Raw genomic sequence first — 17,777 nt, 5'->3', positions numbered from 1 at the left:
GCGGGCGCGGCGAAGGTGGTCCCGGCACGGCAGCCGGGTCTGGGGACGAGCGTCGCCGCACAAGGTGGCGCGGGCGGTGGCGAGCGACTCGGCGACCTGCCGGACCCCCCGGCGGGGTCCCGGTGACTCCGATGGGCGGTACCCCGCGCGCACCCGGCACCCCGCCCGCCGTCAGCCCCCGCTGCGCGACCGTGCCTTGAACGCCGCCTTGCGGGCGTCCTTCGCCGCCTTGCGGTCCTGGTGCAGTCGGCCCATCGCCTCCAGCACGTCCGCCGTCGCCGGGTGGTCCACCCGCCACGCCGCGTCGAAGAAGCCGCTGTGCTGGCCGACCAGGCCCTCCACCAGCTCCTGGAGCTCCACCGGCTCGCCCTCCGCGTCGAGTTGGGCGGCGATCGTGTCGATCGCCAGCCAGAAGATCATCGACTCGGGCGGCGGCGGCACGTCGGCGGCCCCCAGTTCGGCGAGCCAGACGCGCGCGAGCCCGCCCAGCTCCCTGTCGTCCAGGACCTCGCGCACCGCGGGCTCCGCCTCGGCGCCCACGAGCGCGAGCGCCTGCTGGCAGTGCAGCCGGCGCAGCGGGGCGCCGGGGTCGGTTCCCTTGGCGGCGAGGAGGAGTTCGCGCGCCGCCCCGGCGGGTTCGCGGCGGGCCAGCCACTGTTCGGTCTCGGCTCGGGCCGCCGGTTCGGGGAAGTGCGCGACGCCGTCGAGCAGCGCGTCGGCGCCCTTCTCGGCCAGGTCGCCGACGGCGGGCGCGTCGACGCCCGCGTCCCGCATCCGGGACCTGATGCCGTGCAGCCCGAGCGGGGTCAGCGTGACCACGCCGTACCGGGACACGTCCTCGTCGTCGCCCGACGGCACGGCGTCGGAGCCGCCTTCGGCGTCCTCGACCATCAGGGCCTCGTCCACCGGTACGTAGGTGACGAGCCCGATCGGCTCCAGCAGCGCGAACTGGTCGTCCAGCCGCATCATCGCCTCCGACACCTGCTCAAGGACGTCGTCGGTGGGCTCGCCCATGTCGTCGGGCACGATCATCGACGCGGCGAGAACCGGCAGCGGTACGGGGACGGGATCGGTCCCGCCCTCGCCGACGGTGAGCAGATAGAGGTTGCCGAGCACGCCCTCCAGGAACTCGGCCTCCACCTCCGGGTCCCAGTCCAGCGCGTCGAGGTCGATCTCGCCGTCATCGCCGATGGCGCCCGCCAGATCCTCCAGGACGGGCGCCGTCGCGTCGGCGAAGACGACGTCCAGGGCGTCCAGCCAGAGCGAGAGGATGTCCTGCGGGCCGCCGGACGCGATCAGTTCGAGCGCGGCCCCGGCGCTCACGGTCCCGCCGGCCCCGGAGTCCCCGCCCCCGCCGCCGTCCGTCTCCTCGTCCTGGCCGGGGTCCTCGACCTCGACCAGCCCGGTGTCGACGGCCACCCGCCACGCCTCGCTCGCGTCGGCCTCCGCCTCCGCGCGGGCCTGCGCCGCCAGTGCCTCGTCGCTCTCCGTCGGTTCGGGGCTCTGGGTCCCGACGAGCCCCAGCACCTCGGCCGCCGCGGGCAGTTGCTCCTCGACGAGCTCACCGCCCGCCCCGACGCGCGTCTCCGGCCCGGCCCAGCGGGCGAGGCGGACCGCCCTGGTGAGCAGCGGTACGGCGAGCGCGTCCCGCGCCAGCTCCGCGTCCGAGGGCAGCCGCACCGGCGGCAGGGTGGGGCGGTCTCCGGACATCTGGTGATTCTCCTTGCGCCTTACGGGGTCCAGGGCGCCCAAGCGTAGACGTATTTCACCCCATCCCACCCGGTTCACTTGGCCGACAACGCGTGTACACCCGCGCACCCTTGACAACATATGGGCCCACACAAGAGTGTGACGCGCGTAGAACCACGTCTCCAACTCCGCCTCCCACACTCCTCCTTCCTCACTTCCGGAGTCCCGCAATGCCTTCCTCCGTACCGAGAACCGCCGCCGTTTCGGCCCTTGTCGCCGCCGCACTGGCCGCCGGTCTGCTCGCCGGATCCTCCTCGGCGTCGGCCGCCGACATCAGGATCCACGGCATCCAGGGCCCTGGCCGGATATCGCCGCTCGTGGGTACCCCGGTGGCGGACGTCCCCGGCATCGTCACCGGCGTACGGACCTACGGCTCCCGGGGCTTCTGGTTCCAGGACCCGTACCCCGACAAGGACCGCGCGACCAGTGAGGGCATCTTCGTCTTCACCAACGCGGTCCCGACGGTCGCCGTGGGCGACTCGGTCAAGGTGTCCGGCACGGTCACCGAGTACATCCCCGGGGGCGCCGCCTCCGGGAACCAGTCCCTCACCCAGATCTCGTCGCCGAAGATCACGGCCGTCTCCTCCGGCAACAAGGTGCCCGCGCCGGAGACCATTTCGGCCAAGACCGTCCCCGCCGCGTACACGCCGAAGGGCACCGCGGCGACGGGCAACAGCATCAACGGCCTTGAGCTCAAGCCCCGCAGCTACGCGCTGGACTACTACGAGTCGCTGGAGGGCATGAACGTCCGCGTCGGCACCTCGCGCGTGGTCGGCGCCACCGACCCGTACTCGGAGCTGTGGGTTACGGTCAAGCCGAGCGAGAACGAGACCCGCCGCGGCGGCACGCTCTACAGCTCGTACGAGGACCAGAACACCGGCCGTCTCCAGATCCAGCAGCTGGCCCCGATCGCCGAGCAGCCCTTCCCGAAGGCCGATGTCGGCGACGTGCTGGCGGGCGACACCGAAGGCCCCCTGGACTTCAACCAGTTCGGCGGCTACACGCTGACCGCCCGCACACTCGGCAAGGTGACCGGCAACGGTGCGAAAGCCGAGACGACGCGTGCGCAGCGCCGCGACGAGCTGGCGGTGGCGACGTACAACGTCGAGAACCTCGACCCGTCCGACCCTCAGGAGAAGTTCGACGCGCTGGCCGCCGCCGTCGTCGGCAACCTCTCGTCGCCGGACATCCTGGCGCTGGAGGAGATCCAGGACGACAACGGCGCCACGGACGACGGCACCGTCTCCGCGGACCGGACGATCGCCAAGTTCACGGCGGCGATCGTGGCGGCCGGCGGCCCCGCGTACGAGGCGCGGACCGTCGACCCCGAGGACAAGACCGACGGCGGCGAGCCCGGCGGCAACATCCGCCAGGTCTTCCTCTTCAACCCCGAGCGGGTCTCCTTCACCGACCGCGCGGGCGGCGACGCGACGACGGCGACCGAGGCCGTACGCAAGGGTGGCAAGGCCGCCCTGAGCCTCTCCCCCGGCCGGATCGACCCGGCCGACGCGGCCTGGGAGAACAGCCGCAAGCCGCTGGCCGGTGAGTTCACCTTCCGCGGCAAGCCCGTCATCGTGATCGCCAACCACTTCGGCTCCAAGGGCGGCGACGAGAGCCTGGTCTCGCACCACCAGCCGCCGAACCGGATCTCCGAGCCGCAGCGGCACCTCCAGGCGAAGTCCGTCAACGCGTTCGTGAAGGACCTCCAGAAGATCCAGCGTGGCGTCGACGTGCTGGTGGTCGGCGACATCAACGACTTCGAGTTCTCCGCCACGACGAAGGCGCTCGCCGCCGGCGGCGCGCTGTACCCGGCGGTCAAGTCCCTGCCGGCGCCGGAGCGTTACTCGTACGTCTACCAGGGCAACAGCCAGGTTCTCGACCAGATCCTGACGAGCCCGTCGATCGACGACTTCGACTACGACAGCGTCCACATCAACGCCGAGTTCGCCGACCAGAACAGCGACCACGACCCGCAGGTGCTGCGCTTCCGCCCCTGACCGGCCCGTCGCTCCCTGAACGGCGGTGGTCCGGCCGTACCCCACATACGGCCGGACCACCGCTTCCCCGGCCCGCGCCGGACGGCCGGTGCGGGAGCCCGGGTCCGATCCGGACGACGGGAGCCGGCCTCAGAGCCGGTCGACCGGGCCGGGGCTGAGGCTGATCGCGGGTGTGTACCTGTTGACCGTGCTGCTCACGCGGCCCGGGAAGTTCCGCACCCTCTCCCACAGCTCAGTGCTCGAACCGATGCCCTCGCCGGGCGAGTTGAGCGCGGCGATATGGCCCTCCGCGTTCTCCCACTCGGCGTAGTTGAGCACCCGCGTGCCGTCCGTGCTCACATGGAAGTGGGCGGCGATCGCGGCCGGCCCCATGTGCACGTCGTTGGCGAGGGCCGCGACGACGGTGTCCGTCCACTCCCGCTGGCGCCCGCGGTCGGGTCCCTCGAACTCGATGTCCACGATCACCACGCAGCCGGGCTCGCGCGTGTCGCCCTCGGCCGCCGTCTCGCTCCGGTACAGCTCGTACGAACCGGGCCCGGCCCTCTCGATCTCCGGCACGGCCGCGTCGATCTCCGCCTCGTAGGCGTCCCGCCCGGTACGGAAGAAGTCCTGATACCCCGCCTCGTCGCGCCACTGCGAGTAGTGCAGCAGGCTCCGGCCGTCCTCGCCGACCATGAGGCTCCACGACAGAAGACGGGGGTCGGGCCACTCCTGGCTCGGCCCCACCTCGCTGATCGCACTCACCGTCGCCCGCTGCCGTTCGGGCTTGTCCACCAGCCAGGTACCGACCTTGACCACCCCCACACCGGGGCGGGTGATCTCGGGAAGAGTGGTGATCCGCACGGACATGATGCTCCTTGTTCGTCGCCGCATGCCCGTGGTGCGGCGACGGTCATGCTGCTCACCTGTGAAACGGTCTTGGGGTCAGAAGGACTCCGCCCAGTGCGCCACCCACTCGGCGAAGCCGGGCTCCTTACCGAAAGGCGCGGCGCCCACGTCGCTGACGGCCCATATTCGGCCGCGCTGCGCGCCGGTGACGACGAGGTGCCAGTACAGGCCGCAGCCGTCCGTGCCCAGCACGATGCTGCCGTCGTTGCTGACTTCGTCGATCAGCGGCTCTATCTCCTCGTACGGCCGGGGGTCGTCCTCCCACACCCATGCCTCGGTGAGGGGGAAAGCCTTGGCGGGCGCGCGCTGCGCGCCGCCCGAACCCCAGTCCGCGGGGAGGCACTTCAGCGGTATCAGCCCGTCGACATCGGCGGGACCCTCACCGCTGCCGTCGCATATCTCGGCGACGAGCGTGCGGTACGGCTCCGGGAGCACGATGCCCTGCTCCCGCTCGAAGGCGTGGACGGCGTCCCAGCCCAGCGGGGGTCTGCGGAGCTCGGGCGGGAAGGCGGCGCGCAGGGCGTCGAGGTCGGAGGGATCGGCACGTTCGGTGTCCATACGTCCCATTGGATCACCGACCACTGACAGGATCGACCGCCGCCCACGAGGTCACGTCCAGGGTGCCGTCCGTGCCGAGATCGATGGAGAGCGGCAGGGAGACGGGCTCCTCGCCGGGGGCGGGCGTGACGAGGATGTGGGCGCCGGGGGTGGGGGCGCCGTCCAGAGAGGTGACGCGGTTGTTCCAGTGCAGCACCGCGCTCGCGAGGCCGCCCGGCGCCAGGGTCAGCTGCCGGGGGCGGTCGTCACGTCTGCCGGTGTAGGTGTAATCACTCTCATGAGTGACCTTGACCTCGACCGGCTCGCGGGACTCGTCGAGGAGTTCGATACCCGGGTGGCCCTTGACGCGGTAGGGCTCGTCGCCGCAGTTCCAGAGCTGGACGGTGACCACGCGATGGCCCATCGCGGCGTCCTCGCCACCGATCACGACGTCGAGGCCCGACGGCGGGCATCCGGGCGCGTTCACTTTCGCGGACGGGGACGCCGGCGCGGGCTCGGCCAGTGACGGGAAGGGCTCGACGGAGGGTGGTGGGGCGACGGACGGCGGCGGGGGCCCGCTCGGTGCGGAGGGGGCGGGGCCACCGCCCTTCTCCGCCTCGATCTCGCTCATCACGTCCGAACAGCCCGCCGTCAGCAGCAGGACGAACGCCCCGGCCAGCAGCGCGGCCGGGCGGTGTCGCCTCGTCATCGGTTCCCCGTCCCCCGTGGTGTGCGCACCCGGGCGCGTACGCGACTGTCGCACGCGCCCGGGCGCTCCGTCAGTTGTGGCTGTGCAGAACGTCGTTCAGGCCGCCCCAGACCGCGTTGTTCGGGCGGGCCTCGACCTTGCCGGTGACCGAGTTGCGACGGAAGAGGATGTTGGAGGCGCCGGACAGCGCACGCGCCTTGACGATCTCTCCGTCCGGCAGCGTCACACGCGTACCTGCCGTGAGGTAGAGGCCCGCCTCGACGACGCACTCGTCGCCGAGCGGGATACCGACGCCCGCCTCGGCGCCGATCAGGCAGCGCTCGCCGATCACGATGCGCTCCGTGCCACCGCCGGAGAGGGTGCCCATGGTGGAGGCCCCGCCGCCGATGTCCGAGCCGTCGCCGACGACGACGCCGGCGGAGATCCGGCCCTCGACCATGGAGACGCCGAGGGTGCCCGCGTTGAAGTTGACGAAGCCCTCGTGCATCACGGTGGTGCCCTCGGCGAGGTGCGCGCCGAGACGGACGCGGTCGGCGTCGCCGATGCGCACGCCCTTGGGGGCGACGTAGTCCGTCATACGAGGGAACTTGTCGACCGAGCCGACCTGGAGGTGCAGGCCCTCCGCGCGGGCGTTCAGACGCACCGTCTCCAGCGCGTCGACGGCCACCGGACCGAGCGAGGTCCAGGCGACGTTGGCGAGCAGACCGAAGATGCCGTCGAGGCTCTGGCCGTGCGGCTTGACCAGGCGGTGGCTGAGCAGGTGCAGACGCAGATAGACGTCGTGCGCGTCCAGGGGCTTGTCGTCGACCGAGGCGATGACCGTACGGACGGCGACGACCTCGACCCCGCGGCGCGCGTCGGGCCCGACGGCCTTGCGGGCGGCGTCGCCGAGCAGTTCGGCCGCGACGTCGGCGGTCAGCCGCTCGGTCCCGGCGGGGCCCGGCTCGTCGCTGAGCACGGGTGCGGGGTACCAGGTGTCGAGAACGGTCCCGTCCTCGGTAAGAGTGGCGAGCCCGGCGGCGACGGCGCCGGTGGTGCGAGTAGCAGTCGTGTCGGTCATGAGCGAAACCTAACGGGCGCCCGTACGCGGAGGCCAACCGGTCTCGGCGTACGGGCGCCGGGGCCCGTCCGGAGGAAGCTCGGACGAGGGCCGGGCTGGTGGGCCCGCCCGGCGCCCGAGCGGGGACCTGGCGGACGGAGTGGTCATCCGGTCCAATCCACCGGGAGCGCGCCGTGCTCGGGCGCGGCTCTGCCACCGGCCGCCGACGCCCCGGCGAGGATCCGGCCGAGCATCTCGCGCGTGTATCCGGCGTCGTACCGCCGTCCGGTGAGCAGTACTTGCAGGCAGATGCCGTCGAGGAGCGCGACCAGCGCGCGGGCGGTGACGGGGTCGACCCGGTCGGCCAGGATCTCCGTGATGCCGTCGCACCACTCGGCGGCCACCGGCCGCAGCGCCGGGCGGCGCAGGGCGGCGAGGTACAGCTCGTACTCCAGCTCCACTCCGGCGGGGTCCGCCGCCAGCCACCGCCCGGTGATCCGGGCCAGCTCGTCCGCGATGTCGCACTCCGGGTCGGCGAGGGCGCCGCTCTCCCTGACGACGGCGGCGAAGCCCTCGTTGGCCTGTCGCAGCGCGGCGACCAACAGCTCGTCCAGGGAGGCGAAGTGGTACGTCGTGGAGCCGAGCGGCACATCGGCCTCGGCGGCGACGGTGCGGTGGCTCAGCCCGGCGATCCCGGTGCGCCCGGCCACCCGGATCGCGGCGTCGATGATGCGCTGGCGCCGCTCGGGGTCGTAACGCCGGGCCATCAGTGGGCTCCGCCCACGTTGAGGAGGACGACACCGGCGATGACGAGCACGATGCCGGCGAGCTTGGCCGGGGTGGCCGCCTCGCTCAGGAAGACCATGCCGATGGCGGCGACGGCGGCGGTCCCCACACCGGCCCAGATCGCGTACGCGGTGCCGATGGAGAGGGTCTTCAGCGTCTGCGCGAGCAGGGCGAACGCCAGCACGTAACCGACCACGGCCCCCAGCGAGGGCCAGAGCCGGGTGAAGCCGTCGCTGTACTTCATCGCCGTGGTGCCGGCCACCTCCGCCACGATCGCGACGGCGAGCAATCCGTATCCCAATCCCATGTGTACGAGTGTACGCATGGGATGCGTACCCCCGTACACAAGACGGACGGATCCCCGGCCGCGCCGCCGACACCGCCCGGCGCCCCTTGACCCCACACGGCCGAGCGGGCCCCACGGTCACTGAGACCGCGGAGCCCGCTCACCCGGGCCCGTGCCCGAGTCGTACCCGTCCTGGTGATGTCAGACGTTGAAGCCCAGCGCGCGCAGCTGCTCGCGCCCGTCGTCCGTGATCTTGTCGGGACCCCACGGCGGCATCCAGACCCAGTTGATCTTCAGCTCGCTGACGATGCCCTCGGTCGCCGACTTCGCCTGGTCCTCGATCACGTCCGTCAGCGGACAGGCCGCCGACGTCAGCGTCATGTCGAGGGTGGCGACATTCGACTCGTCGATGTGGACGCCGTAGATGAGGCCCAGATTGACGACGTCGATCCCCAGCTCGGGGTCGACGACGTCGTAGAGCGCCTCGCGGACCTCCTCCTCGGAGGCCGGCTTCATCATCACGGTCTCGTTCTCGCTCATGCCGTCTCCTTATGCGCGGGGTCACCCAGTGCCTGGGCCGTCGCGTCCTTCCACGCCATCCAGCTCAACAGCGCGCACTTCACACGGGCGGGGTACTTGGAGACACCGGCGAACGCCACGGCGTCCTCCAGCACCTCCTCCATGGCGTCGTCGGGTTCGAGCTGACCCTTGGACTGCATCAGCTCCAGGAACGCGCTCTGGATCTTCCGCGCGTCGTCCAGTTCCCTGCCGACCAGCAGCTCGTTCAGGACGGACGCGCTGGCCTGGCTGATGGAGCAGCCCTGGCCCTCGTACGACACGTCCTCGATGCGCGAGCCGTCGTACTTCACGCGGAGCGTGATCTCGTCACCGCACGTCGGATTGACGTGGTGCACCTCCGCGTCGCCGTCCCGAAGACCGCGCCCGTGGGGGTGCTTGTAGTGGTCCAGGATGACTTCCTGGTACATGGAATCCAGCTTCACCGGTCAATCCCTCATCCGAAGAAATTACGGACGTGCTCCAGTCCGTCGACCAGGACATCGACCTCGGACTGCGTGGAGTACAGATAGAAAGACGCCCGTGTGGTCGCCGGAATTCCGTACCGCAGACAGACCGGCCGTGCGCAGTGGTGACCGACCCGGACCGCGATTCCCTGCTCGTCGAGCACCTGGCCCACGTCGTGGGGGTGGATGTCTCCGAGTGTGAAGGAGATCGTGGCGCCGCGCTCCTCGGCCGTGGACGGGCCGATGATCCGCAAGGAGGGGACTTCGAGCAGCCGCTTCACCGCGTACTCGGTGATGGCGTGCTCGTGGGCGGCGATCTTGTCCATGCCGATCGCGCTCAGATAGTCCACGGCCGCGCCGAGGCCGACGGCCTGGGCGATCGGGGGCGTGCCCGCCTCGAACTTGTGCGGGGCCGGGGCGTACGTCGACGAGTGCATCGACACGGTCTCGATCATCTCGCCGCCGCCGAGGAACGGCGGAAGGTCCTCCAGCAGCTCCTGGCGGCCCCACAGCACACCGATGCCGGTCGGGCCGCACATCTTGTGGCCGGTGAATGCCACGAAGTCGGCCTGCAGCGCCTGCACGTCGACCGCGACGTGCGGGGCCGCCTGCGAGGCGTCGATCAGCACCAGCGCGCCGACCTCCTGGGCGCGGCGGACGATCGCCTCGACGGGGTTCACCGTGCCCAGGATGTTCGAGATCAGCACGAAGGAGACGATCTTCGTCTTCTCGGTGATGATCTCGTTGATGTTCGACAGGTCGAGCCGGCCGTCGTCGGTGAGACCGAACCACTTCAGCTTCGCTCCGGTGCGCTGCGAGAGCAGCTGCCACGGCACGATGTTGGAGTGGTGCTCCATCTCCGTGATGACGATCTCGGTCTCGTGGTCCACGCGGTAGGGCTCGTCGGCCCAGCCCAGCATGTTCGCCACGAGGTTGAGCGACTCGGAGGCGTTCTTGGTGAAGATCACCTCGTCGCGGCTCGGCGCGTTGATGAAGGCGGCGACCTTGTCGCGGGCGCCCTCGTACAGGGCCGTGGCCTCCTCGGCGAGCACATGGACGCCGCGGTGCACGTTGGCGTTGTGCCGCTCGTAGTACTCGTTGAGGGCATCGAGCACCTGGCGCGGTTTCTGGGACGTCGCCGCGTTGTCCAGATACACGATCTTCTTCCCGTCGTGGACCAGCCGGTCCAGCAGGGGGAAGTCCTTACGGACCGCTTCGTCGAGCAGTCGGTCCGACCCGGTGAGGAGGCCTGACGGCTGTGTCACGCGGATACGCCACCCTTCACGTACGCCTCATAGCCCTCGTTCTCCAGCTTGTCGGCCAGTTCCGCGCCGCCGGACTCGGCGATACGGCCCTGTGCGAAGACATGCACGAAGTCGGGCTTGATGTAGCGGAGGATCCGCGTGTAGTGCGTGATCAGCAGCGTGCCGACCTCTCCGCTCTCCCGGACGCGGTTGACGCCCTCGGAGACCACCCGCAGCGCGTCGACGTCCAGACCGGAGTCCGTCTCGTCGAGGATCGCGACCTTGGGCTTGAGCAGTTCGAGCTGAAGGATCTCGTGGCGCTTCTTCTCACCGCCGGAGAAGCCTTCGTTGACGTTGCGCTCGGCGAACGCCGGGTCCATCTGGAGCTGTTCCATCGCGGTCTTGACCTCCTTCACCCAGGTACGCAGCTTGGGTGCCTCACCGCGCATGGCGGTGGCGGAGGTGCGCAGGAAGTTGGAGACGGAGACGCCGGGGACCTCGACCGGGTACTGCATCGCGAGGAAGAGCCCGGCGCGGGCGCGCTCGTCGACCGTCATCTCCAGGACGTCCTCGCCGTCCAGCGTCACGGTGCCACCGGTGATCGTGTACTTGGGGTGGCCGGCGATGGAGTACGCGAGGGTCGACTTGCCCGAGCCGTTGGGGCCCATGATGGCGTGCGTCTCGCCCTGCTTGACGGTCAGGTCGACGCCCTTGAGGATCTCGCGGGCACCGCCCTCCGCGTCGACAGTGACGTGCAGGTCGTTGATTTCAAGGGTTGCCATGGGTGACTCAGGACTCCTGGGTGACGGAGACGAGCACATCGTCCCCTTGGATCTGTACGGGGTATACGGGAACGGGGCGCGTCGCGGGAAGGCCGTTCGGCTTGCCCGTACGCAGGTCGAAGCTGGAGCCGTGCAGCCAGCACTCGATCGAGCAGTCCTCGACCTCGCCCTCCGAGAGGGAGACGTTCGCGTGCGAGCAGATGTCGTTGATCGCGAACACCTCGCCCTCGGTACGGACGACGGAGACCGGTATGCCGTCGAGTTCGACCCGCTTGGGGGTGCCGTCCTCCAGCTCGGTCAGTCCACAGACACGGACGAAGGCCATCAGATCGATGCCTCCAGCTCCGCCTCGATCTTGGTGAGCAGGCGCTCTTCGACGTCCGGCAGTTCGATCTGCTGGACCAGCTCGGCGAAGAAACCGCGGATGACGAGGCGGCGGGCGTCGACCTGCGGGATGCCGCGCGACATCAGGTAGAAGAGCTGCTCGTCGTCGAACCGTCCGGTGGCCGAGGCGTGACCGGCGCCGGCGATCTCGCCGGTCTCGATCTCCAGGTTCGGAACGGAGTCGACCCGGGCGCCGTCCGTGAGGACCAGGTTCCGGTTCATCTCGTAGGTGTCCGTACCCTCGGCGACCGCGCGGATGAGCACGTCGCCGATCCAGACGGCGTGCGCGTCGTCGCCCTGGAGCGCGCCCTTGTAGACGGCGTTGGACTTGCAGTGCGGGGCGTTGTGGTCGACCAGGAGCCGGTGCTCCTGATGCTGGCCCTTGTCGGTGAAGTAGAGACCGAAGAGCTCGGCCTCGCCGCCGGGGCCCGCGTACTGCACACGCGGGTGGAGCCGTACGACGTCGCCGCCGAAGGTCACCACGATCGACTTGAACGAGGCGTCCCTGCCCACCAGCGCGTTGTGCTGGGCGACATGGACGGCCTTGGCGTCCCAGTCCTGCACGGACACGACGGTCAGCTTGGCTCCGTCGCCGACGAGGAAGTCGACGTTGGCGGCGACCACCGCGTCGCCGGTGTGGTCGATGACCACGACCGCCTCGGCGAAGGCGCCCAGCTCGATCACCTGGTGCACGAAGGCGGTGCCGCCCTGGCCGTGCAGGTTGATCCGGATCGGCTCGGTGAGCACGGTCTCCTTGGGAACGGAGACGACCGACGCCTTCTCGAACGCGCTGTACGCCTGGGCGGCCACGCGGTCGGCCGGGACGCCGGCCCTGCCCACGCGCGGGTCGTCGCGGCCGACGGTCTCCTGGGTGACACCCGCGGGGGTGTACACCTCCGTACGGATGAGGCCGTCGGCGACGGCCGTACCATCGTGGAGACCGCGCAGCCGCTCCAGCGGGGTGAACCGCCACTCCTCCTCGCGGCCGTGCGGAACTGCGAAGTCCGCGACGTCGTAGGACGGCGGCGCGCTCATGCGCGTGGCGACGGTCGACTCGGCGGCCACCGCGATCGAACCGGCGGTGGTCGAACCCACCGGAATGTTCAAAGCCTCAGCCATGGCTGTCGTCGTGCTCTCTCTCTGCCTCTTGGGGAATCGGTCGCTGCTGCTGGCTTCCGCGCGGCGGCGTCAGCCGACGGAGCCTTCCATCTGGAGCTCGATCAGCCGGTTGAGCTCCAGCGCGTACTCCATGGGCAGTTCCTTGGCGATCGGCTCCACGAAGCCGCGCACGATCATCGCCATGGCCTCGAACTCGGTCATACCGCGGCTCATCAGATAGAAGAGCTGGTCCTCGGAGACCTTGGAGACGGTCGCCTCGTGGCCCATCGACACGTCGTCCTCGCGGACGTCCACGTACGGATAGGTGTCGGACCGCGAGATGGTGTCGACCAGCAGCGCGTCACAGAGCACGTTGGACTTCGAACCGGGGGCACCCTCACCGATCTCGATGAGACCTCGGTAGGAGGTACGGCCGCCGCCTCGCGCCACCGACTTGGAGACGATGTTCGACGAGGTGTTCGGTGCCATGTGGACCATCTTGGCGCCGGCGTCCTGGTGCTGGCCCTCGCCCGCGAAGGCGATGGACAGGGTCTCGCCCTTGGCGTGCTCGCCCATCAGGTAGACGGCCGGGTACTTCATGGTGACCTTGGAGCCGATGTTGCCGTCGACCCATTCCATGGTCGCGCCCTCGTAGGCCACGGCACGCTTGGTGACGAGGTTGTAGACGTTGTTCGACCAGTTCTGGATGGTCGTGTAACGGCAGCGGCCACCCTTCTTGACGATGATCTCGACCACGGCGCTGTGCAGCGAGTCCGAGGAGTAGATCGGCGCGGTGCAGCCCTCGACGTAGTGGACGTAGGCGTCCTCGTCGACGATGATCAGCGTCCGCTCGAACTGGCCCATGTTCTCCGTGTTGATACGGAAGTAGGCCTGGAGCGGGATCTCGACGTGCACACCCTTCGGCACGTAGATGAACGAGCCGCCGGACCACACGGCCGAGTTCAGCGAGGCGAACTTGTTGTCGCCGACCGGGATCACCGTGCCGAAGTACTCCTGGAAGAGCTCCGGGTTCTCCCTGAGGGCGGTGTCGGTGTCCTTGAAGATGACGCCCTGCTCCTCCAGGTCCTCACGGATCTGGTGGTAGACGACCTCGGACTCGTACTGGGCCGCGACACCGGCGACGAGGCGCTGCTTCTCCGCCTCGGGGATGCCGAGCTTGTCGTACGTGTTCTTGATGTCCTCGGGCAGGTCCTCCCAGGACTCCGCCTGCTTCTCCGTCGACCGGACGAAGTACTTGATGTTGTCGAAGTCGATGCCCGACAGGTCGGAGCCCCAACTCGGCATGGGCTTCTTGCCGAACAGCTTCAGTCCCTTGAGACGGAGCTTCAGCATCCACTCCGGCTCGTTCTTCTTCGAGGAGATGTCGCGGACGACATCTTCGGAGAGACCGCGCTTGGCGGCGGCACCGGCCTTGTCGGAGTCGGCCCAGCCGTATTCGTACTTGCCCAGTCCTTCGAGCTCAGGATGGGCGGTCTCCGTGGGGAGCGTCATGCGGGGTTCCTCCCGGCCGTGCTTTCGGATGCGTGGTGATCGGTCTGCTGGCTGATCTTCGGTGGATCGGTCTGTGGGGTGCCGCCGGTCCCGGGGGGACCGGGTGGCGCGCCGTGCCCGGCGGCGTGGGGGATGAACGTCGTGCACACCCCGTCGCCGTGGGCGATGGTCGCCAGCCGCTGCACATGGGTCCCGAGCAGTTCGGAGAAGAATTCCGTCTCCGCCTCGCACAACTGTGGATACTTCTCGGCCACGTGGGCCACCGGGCAGTGGTGCTGGCAGAGCTGCTCGCCCTGCTGGTTCGGTGCGCTACGAGCCGTAGCAGCGTACCCGTCGGTGCTCAGCGCCTTGGCGAGCGCCTCGGTCCGCTTCTCTGGCGGAGCCGCCTCGACGGCTTCCCGGTAGCTCCCAGCCTGGGTGGCGATCCGGTCGCGCGCGAACGCGGCGACGGCCGCGTCACCCTTGGCGCCGCCGCCCGCGCCACGGGCGATCCACTCGATGGCGTCGGCGGCGAGCTTGTCGTACGACTGGTCGAAGGCGTCCCTGCCGCAGTCGGTGAGGGCGAACACCTTGGCGGGCCTGCCACGCCCGCGTGAGCCGTAGACCCGCTGGTCGCGCGGCTCCACGACGTCGTCGGCGACGAGCGCGTCGAGATGGCGGCGGACGGCGGCCTGGGTGAGCTTCAGGCGCCCCGCGAGGTCGGAGACGGTGGAGGGGCCGTGGTCCAGGATGGAGCGCGCGACCCGGTTGCGTGTGGAACGCTCACCGGTCGCGAGTTCCTCCTGAGGAGCCTCGCCAACGTATTTCACAACGCCATTGTTGCGTAATTCCCTCGACAGTGACAACAGCCGCCCGGTACGACGAGTGGTGCCCTGCGTCACTTAGGGTCACCTAATAATTCCGGGGCCGATGCGCCGGTCGGAGTTCGCCCGCCCCCGGACCCGGGGCCCGGCGGGCCGCTGCCTAGACTCACGGCATGCGCAGCGTCGTCGGAGAGCCGGTGGTCCAGGTCCGGGGCCTGGTCAAGCGGTACGGGGCCAGAACCGCGGTGAACGGCCTGGATCTGACGGTCCGGGCGGGCACGGTGTCGGCGGTCCTCGGGCCCAACGGAGCCGGCAAGACCACCACGATCGAGACCTGCGAGGGCTATCGCCGGCCGGACGCGGGAACCGTACGTGTCCTCGGCCTCGATCCGGTGAAGGACGCGGCGCGGCTGCGCCCCCGTACAGGCGTGATGCTCCAGTCCGGCGGCGTGTACTCCGGCGCCCGCGCGGAGGAGATGCTGCGCCACATGGCCGCACTGCACGCGAACCCGCTGGACGTCACTGAGCTGATCGAGCGTCTCGGGCTCGGCGGCTGCGGCCGTACGGCCTACCGGCGGCTCTCCGGAGGCCAGCAGCAGCGGCTCTCGCTCGCCATGGCGGTCGTCGGCCGGCCCGAGCTGGTGTTCCTGGACGAGCCGACCGCGGGGCTCGACCCGCAGGCCCGGCGCTCCACCTGGGACCTGGTGCGCGAGCTGCGCGCCGACGGTGTGACGACGGTGCTGACCACGCACTTCATGGACGAGGCCGAGGAGCTGGCCGACGACGTCGCCATCGTCGACGCCGGGCAGGTCGTGGCGCACGGCACCGTCGAGGAACTGTGCCGGGGCGGCGCCGAGAACACGCTTCGCTTCACCGGCCGCCCCGGGCTCGACCTCGGCTCGCTGCTCAAGGCGCTGCCCGACGGCTCGGTCGCGGCCGAGCTGGTGCCGGGCGCCTACCGGATCGGCGGCACGATCGATCCGCAGCTGCTCGCGACGGTGACGACCTGGTGCGCGCAGCACGGCGTGATGCCGGAGAGGATCTCCGTCGAGCGGCACACGCTGGAGGACGTCTTCCTCGAACTGACCGGCAAGGAGCTGCGTCCATGACCACGGGTACGGACACGGGCGCCGGCCGGTACTCCCCCGCGCCGGGCGCGGCGCCGCTGCCGCGGATGATCGCCGCGCAGACGGCCTTCGAGACGCGGATGCTGCTGCGCAACGGCGAGCAGCTGCTGCTGACCGTGATCATCCCGAGTCTGCTGCTGGTGCTGTTCTCGACGGTCGACATCATCGACACGGGCTCGGGCGCGTCGGTCGACTTCCTGGCACCCGGTGTCCTCGCGCTGGCGGTGATGTCGACGGCCTTCACCGGACAGGCCATCGCGACGGGCTTCGAACGGCGTTACGGGGTACTGAAGCGGCTCGGCGCCTCGCCCCTGCCGCGCTGGGCCCTGATGACCGCCAAGACGCTCTCCGTCCTGGTCACCGAAGCGCTCCAGATCGTGCTGCTGACCGTCATCGCCCTCGCGCTCGGCTGGTCGCCGGAGGGCAACCCCCTCGCCGTGCTGCTGCTGCTCGTCCTCGGGACGGCCGCCTTCTCCGGGCTCGGGCTGCTGATGGCGGGCACGCTCAAGGCCGAGGCGACGCTGGCCGCGGCGAATCTGGTGTTCGTACTGCTGCTGGTGGGCGGCGGCGTGATCGTTCCGCTGGAGAAATTCCCGGACGTGGCACAGACGCTGCTCGGTCTGCTGCCGATCTCGGCCCTCTCCGAGGGGCTGCGTGAGGTGCTCCGGCACGGTGCGGGGATGCCCTGGGACGACCTCGGGGTACTGGCCGTCTGGGCGGTGCTCGGGCTCGGCGCCGCGGCCCGTCTCTTCCGCTGGGAGTAGCCGCCCGGGGCCCGCGCCGACGCGCGGGGACCCCTCGTGACTGCGTTCACAAGGGCCCGCCTACGATGGTTGCCGTGTGGAATCCCCTCGACTACATCGCCCAGCGCTGGACGCCGTCCCCCCGTACGCTGCGGCGTGCCGCCCTCTCCGCCGTCGTGATGACCGTCGTCATCATCGTCACCGGCGGCGCCGTGCGGCTCACGGGCTCCGGGCTCGGCTGCGACACCTGGCCGAAGTGCACGGACGACAGCCTGTTCGCGACGTCCGAGCAGGGTCTGCACGGTGCGATCGAGTTCGGCAACCGCATGCTGACGTACGTCCTGTCGGCGGCCGTCGGCTGGGCGATCGTCGCGGCCCGGTCGGTCAAGCCCCGGCGGCGCGGCCTCTCCCGGCTCGCCTGGAGCATGTTCTGGGTCGTGGTGCTGAACGCCGTGATGGGCGGCATCACGGTCCACATGGAGCTCAACCCCTGGACCGTGGCGGTGCACTTCCTGCTCGCCAACGCCCTGCTCACCGTCACCGTGATCGTCTGGCAGCGCACCCGCGAGGGCGACGCGACGTCCCGGCCGCGGGTCCCGCGTCCCGTACGGAAGCTGGGCTGGGCACTGGTCGTCGCGACGGGCCTGCTGATCGCCGCGGGGACAACGGTGACCGGCTCCGGCATGCACGCGGGCGACAGCAGCGAGGTGCCCCGGATGCCGTTCGACTGGGTCGACGCGGCGCATGTGCACGCGGCGACGGCCTGGGTGGTCTGCGCGCTGGCGATCGCGATGTGGCTGGTGCTGCGTGTCGTGGACGCCCCGGCCGACACCCGCGCGCGGGCGCGTGACCTGCTGATCGTGCTGCTCGCGCAGGGCGGTGTGGGTTACGTCCAGTACTTCACCGATGTGCCCGAGATCCTGGTCGGCATCCATATGCTCGGCTCCGCGCTGACCTGGATCGCGGTCCTGCGGCTCGCGTTGAGCCTGCGTGAGCGGCCCGTGACGGACCCGGAGATCCCGGCGCGGACGGATCCGGCCGACCCGGCGCTGAGCAGGGCCTGAACGGGCG

The 17,777-nt window shown here is 70.2% G+C and carries 19 protein-coding genes; 4 read left to right on the top strand and 15 right to left on the bottom strand.

Annotated features, from left to right (window positions below):
- Window positions 1–171: 171 nt before the first annotated feature.
- Window positions 172–1,710: a hypothetical protein gene (locus IEY79_RS18725; RefSeq protein WP_189108661.1), complete on the bottom strand. Its 1,539-nt coding sequence runs from the start codon at window positions 1,708–1,710 to the stop codon at window positions 172–174.
- Between the two features lie 209 nt (window positions 1,711–1,919).
- Here IEY79_RS18725 and IEY79_RS18720 point away from each other — a divergent pair, with 209 nt between their 5' ends.
- Window positions 1,920–3,746 carry a DUF8508 domain-containing protein gene (locus IEY79_RS18720; RefSeq protein ID WP_189108660.1) on the top strand — a complete coding sequence of 609 codons (1,827 nt, stop codon included), beginning with the start codon at window positions 1,920–1,922 and terminating at the stop codon, window positions 3,744–3,746.
- A 129-nt stretch (window positions 3,747–3,875) separates the two neighbouring features.
- On the opposite strand, the gene IEY79_RS18715 is transcribed toward IEY79_RS18720, so the two are convergent.
- From IEY79_RS18715 to IEY79_RS18650, 14 genes are all read right to left on the bottom strand, one after another.
- A complete protein-coding gene (locus tag IEY79_RS18715) occupies window positions 3,876–4,595 on the bottom strand; it encodes an antibiotic biosynthesis monooxygenase (RefSeq protein ID WP_189108659.1) in 720 nt (239 codons plus the stop codon).
- 75 nt (window positions 4,596–4,670) lie between these two features.
- Window positions 4,671–5,192 carry an SMI1/KNR4 family protein gene (locus tag IEY79_RS18710; protein ID WP_189108658.1) on the bottom strand — a complete coding sequence of 174 codons (522 nt, stop codon included), beginning with the start codon at window positions 5,190–5,192 and terminating at the stop codon, window positions 4,671–4,673.
- Window positions 5,193–5,205: 13 nt separating this feature from the next.
- On the bottom strand, window positions 5,206–5,880 hold the full coding sequence (locus IEY79_RS18705; protein ID WP_189108657.1) for a DUF4232 domain-containing protein: 675 nt from the start codon (window positions 5,878–5,880) through the stop codon (window positions 5,206–5,208).
- A gap of 70 nt (window positions 5,881–5,950) precedes the next feature.
- Complete coding sequence (dapD, locus tag IEY79_RS18700) at window positions 5,951–6,940, bottom strand: 2,3,4,5-tetrahydropyridine-2,6-dicarboxylate N-succinyltransferase (protein WP_189108656.1); 990 nt, start codon at window positions 6,938–6,940, stop codon at window positions 5,951–5,953.
- Between the two features lie 143 nt (window positions 6,941–7,083).
- A complete protein-coding gene (locus IEY79_RS18695; protein ID WP_189108655.1) occupies window positions 7,084–7,686 on the bottom strand; it encodes a TetR/AcrR family transcriptional regulator in 603 nt (200 codons plus the stop codon).
- Window positions 7,686–8,012 carry a DMT family transporter gene (locus IEY79_RS18690; protein ID WP_308426678.1) on the bottom strand — a complete coding sequence of 109 codons (327 nt, stop codon included), beginning with the start codon at window positions 8,010–8,012 and terminating at the stop codon, window positions 7,686–7,688. Before IEY79_RS18690 ends, IEY79_RS18695 begins: the two co-directional genes overlap by 1 nt.
- 180 nt (window positions 8,013–8,192) lie before the next feature.
- Window positions 8,193–8,531 carry a metal-sulfur cluster assembly factor gene (locus IEY79_RS18685; protein ID WP_189108654.1) on the bottom strand — a complete coding sequence of 113 codons (339 nt, stop codon included), beginning with the start codon at window positions 8,529–8,531 and terminating at the stop codon, window positions 8,193–8,195.
- Window positions 8,528–8,992 carry a Fe-S cluster assembly sulfur transfer protein SufU gene (gene sufU / locus IEY79_RS18680; protein ID WP_189108653.1) on the bottom strand — a complete coding sequence of 155 codons (465 nt, stop codon included), beginning with the start codon at window positions 8,990–8,992 and terminating at the stop codon, window positions 8,528–8,530. Before sufU ends, IEY79_RS18685 begins: the two co-directional genes overlap by 4 nt.
- 11 nt (window positions 8,993–9,003) lie before the next feature.
- Window positions 9,004–10,278, bottom strand: a complete 1,275-nt coding sequence (locus tag IEY79_RS18675; protein ID WP_373292575.1) for a cysteine desulfurase — start codon at window positions 10,276–10,278, stop codon at window positions 9,004–9,006.
- Window positions 10,275–11,039 carry a Fe-S cluster assembly ATPase SufC gene (gene sufC, locus IEY79_RS18670; protein WP_189108652.1) on the bottom strand — a complete coding sequence of 255 codons (765 nt, stop codon included), beginning with the start codon at window positions 11,037–11,039 and terminating at the stop codon, window positions 10,275–10,277. The genes IEY79_RS18675 and sufC overlap by 4 nt, the downstream gene beginning before the upstream one ends.
- 7 nt (window positions 11,040–11,046) lie before the next feature.
- Entirely contained in the window at window positions 11,047–11,364 is a 318-nt protein-coding gene (locus IEY79_RS18665; protein ID WP_023542533.1) for a bifunctional 3-phenylpropionate/cinnamic acid dioxygenase ferredoxin subunit, read from the bottom strand.
- Window positions 11,364–12,542, bottom strand: coding sequence for a Fe-S cluster assembly protein SufD (sufD, locus tag IEY79_RS18660; protein WP_189108651.1), 1,179 nt, complete (start codon window positions 12,540–12,542; stop codon window positions 11,364–11,366). Before sufD ends, IEY79_RS18665 begins: the two co-directional genes overlap by 1 nt.
- Window positions 12,543–12,611: 69 nt before the next feature.
- The gene (gene sufB, locus IEY79_RS18655) at window positions 12,612–14,033 is read right to left on the bottom strand and encodes a Fe-S cluster assembly protein SufB (protein WP_189108650.1); all 1,422 of its coding nucleotides are present in this window, start codon (window positions 14,031–14,033) and stop codon (window positions 12,612–12,614) included.
- Window positions 14,030–14,842 carry a helix-turn-helix transcriptional regulator gene (locus tag IEY79_RS18650; protein WP_189108649.1) on the bottom strand — a complete coding sequence of 271 codons (813 nt, stop codon included), beginning with the start codon at window positions 14,840–14,842 and terminating at the stop codon, window positions 14,030–14,032. The genes sufB and IEY79_RS18650 overlap by 4 nt, the downstream gene beginning before the upstream one ends.
- Window positions 14,843–15,009: 167 nt before the next feature.
- Between IEY79_RS18650 and IEY79_RS18645 the strand changes: the two genes are divergently transcribed.
- The 3 genes from IEY79_RS18645 (at window position 15,010) to IEY79_RS18635 (ending at window position 17,770) form a co-directional block, all read left to right on the top strand.
- Entirely contained in the window at window positions 15,010–15,945 is a 936-nt protein-coding gene (locus IEY79_RS18645; protein ID WP_189108648.1) for an ABC transporter ATP-binding protein, read from the top strand.
- Entirely contained in the window at window positions 15,942–16,727 is a 786-nt protein-coding gene (locus IEY79_RS18640) for an ABC transporter permease (protein ID WP_189108647.1), read from the top strand. The genes IEY79_RS18645 and IEY79_RS18640 overlap by 4 nt, the downstream gene beginning before the upstream one ends.
- A gap of 65 nt (window positions 16,728–16,792) precedes the next feature.
- Window positions 16,793–17,770 carry a COX15/CtaA family protein gene (locus IEY79_RS18635; RefSeq protein ID WP_189108646.1) on the top strand — a complete coding sequence of 326 codons (978 nt, stop codon included), beginning with the start codon at window positions 16,793–16,795 and terminating at the stop codon, window positions 17,768–17,770.
- Window positions 17,771–17,777: the final 7 nt, after the last annotated feature.

This window comes from Streptomyces camponoticapitis (assembly GCF_014646115.1).
GTDB classification, from domain to species: domain Bacteria; phylum Actinomycetota; class Actinomycetes; order Streptomycetales; family Streptomycetaceae; genus Streptomyces; species Streptomyces camponoticapitis.
The sequence above is the reverse complement of the archived record's forward strand: the minus strand, read 5'-3'. Positions and strand labels throughout refer to the sequence as shown.

Coding starts and splice junctions, on each gene's coding strand:
- sufC (WP_189108652.1), bottom strand. CDS start 11,039: ATGGCAACCCTTGAAATCAACGACCTGCACGTCACTGTCGACGCGGAG.
- IEY79_RS18665 (WP_023542533.1), bottom strand. CDS start 11,364: ATGGCCTTCGTCCGTGTCTGTGGACTGACCGAGCTGGAGGACGGCACC.
- IEY79_RS18710 (WP_189108658.1), bottom strand. CDS start 5,192: ATGGACACCGAACGTGCCGATCCCTCCGACCTCGACGCCCTGCGCGCC.
- IEY79_RS18640 (WP_189108647.1), top strand. CDS start 15,942: ATGACCACGGGTACGGACACGGGCGCCGGCCGGTACTCCCCCGCGCCG.
- sufD (WP_189108651.1), bottom strand. CDS start 12,542: ATGGCTGAGGCTTTGAACATTCCGGTGGGTTCGACCACCGCCGGTTCG.
- IEY79_RS18715 (WP_189108659.1), bottom strand. CDS start 4,595: ATGTCCGTGCGGATCACCACTCTTCCCGAGATCACCCGCCCCGGTGTG.
- dapD (WP_189108656.1), bottom strand. CDS start 6,940: ATGACCGACACGACTGCTACTCGCACCACCGGCGCCGTCGCCGCCGGG.
- IEY79_RS18705 (WP_189108657.1), bottom strand. CDS start 5,880: ATGACGAGGCGACACCGCCCGGCCGCGCTGCTGGCCGGGGCGTTCGTC.
- IEY79_RS18725 (WP_189108661.1), bottom strand. CDS start 1,710: ATGTCCGGAGACCGCCCCACCCTGCCGCCGGTGCGGCTGCCCTCGGAC.
- IEY79_RS18685 (WP_189108654.1), bottom strand. CDS start 8,531: ATGAGCGAGAACGAGACCGTGATGATGAAGCCGGCCTCCGAGGAGGAG.
- sufB (WP_189108650.1), bottom strand. CDS start 14,033: ATGACGCTCCCCACGGAGACCGCCCATCCTGAGCTCGAAGGACTGGGC.
- IEY79_RS18720 (WP_189108660.1), top strand. CDS start 1,920: ATGCCTTCCTCCGTACCGAGAACCGCCGCCGTTTCGGCCCTTGTCGCC.
- IEY79_RS18690 (WP_308426678.1), bottom strand. CDS start 8,012: ATGGGATTGGGATACGGATTGCTCGCCGTCGCGATCGTGGCGGAGGTG.
- IEY79_RS18635 (WP_189108646.1), top strand. CDS start 16,793: ATGGTTGCCGTGTGGAATCCCCTCGACTACATCGCCCAGCGCTGGACG.
- IEY79_RS18645 (WP_189108648.1), top strand. CDS start 15,010: ATGCGCAGCGTCGTCGGAGAGCCGGTGGTCCAGGTCCGGGGCCTGGTC.
- IEY79_RS18695 (WP_189108655.1), bottom strand. CDS start 7,686: ATGGCCCGGCGTTACGACCCCGAGCGGCGCCAGCGCATCATCGACGCC.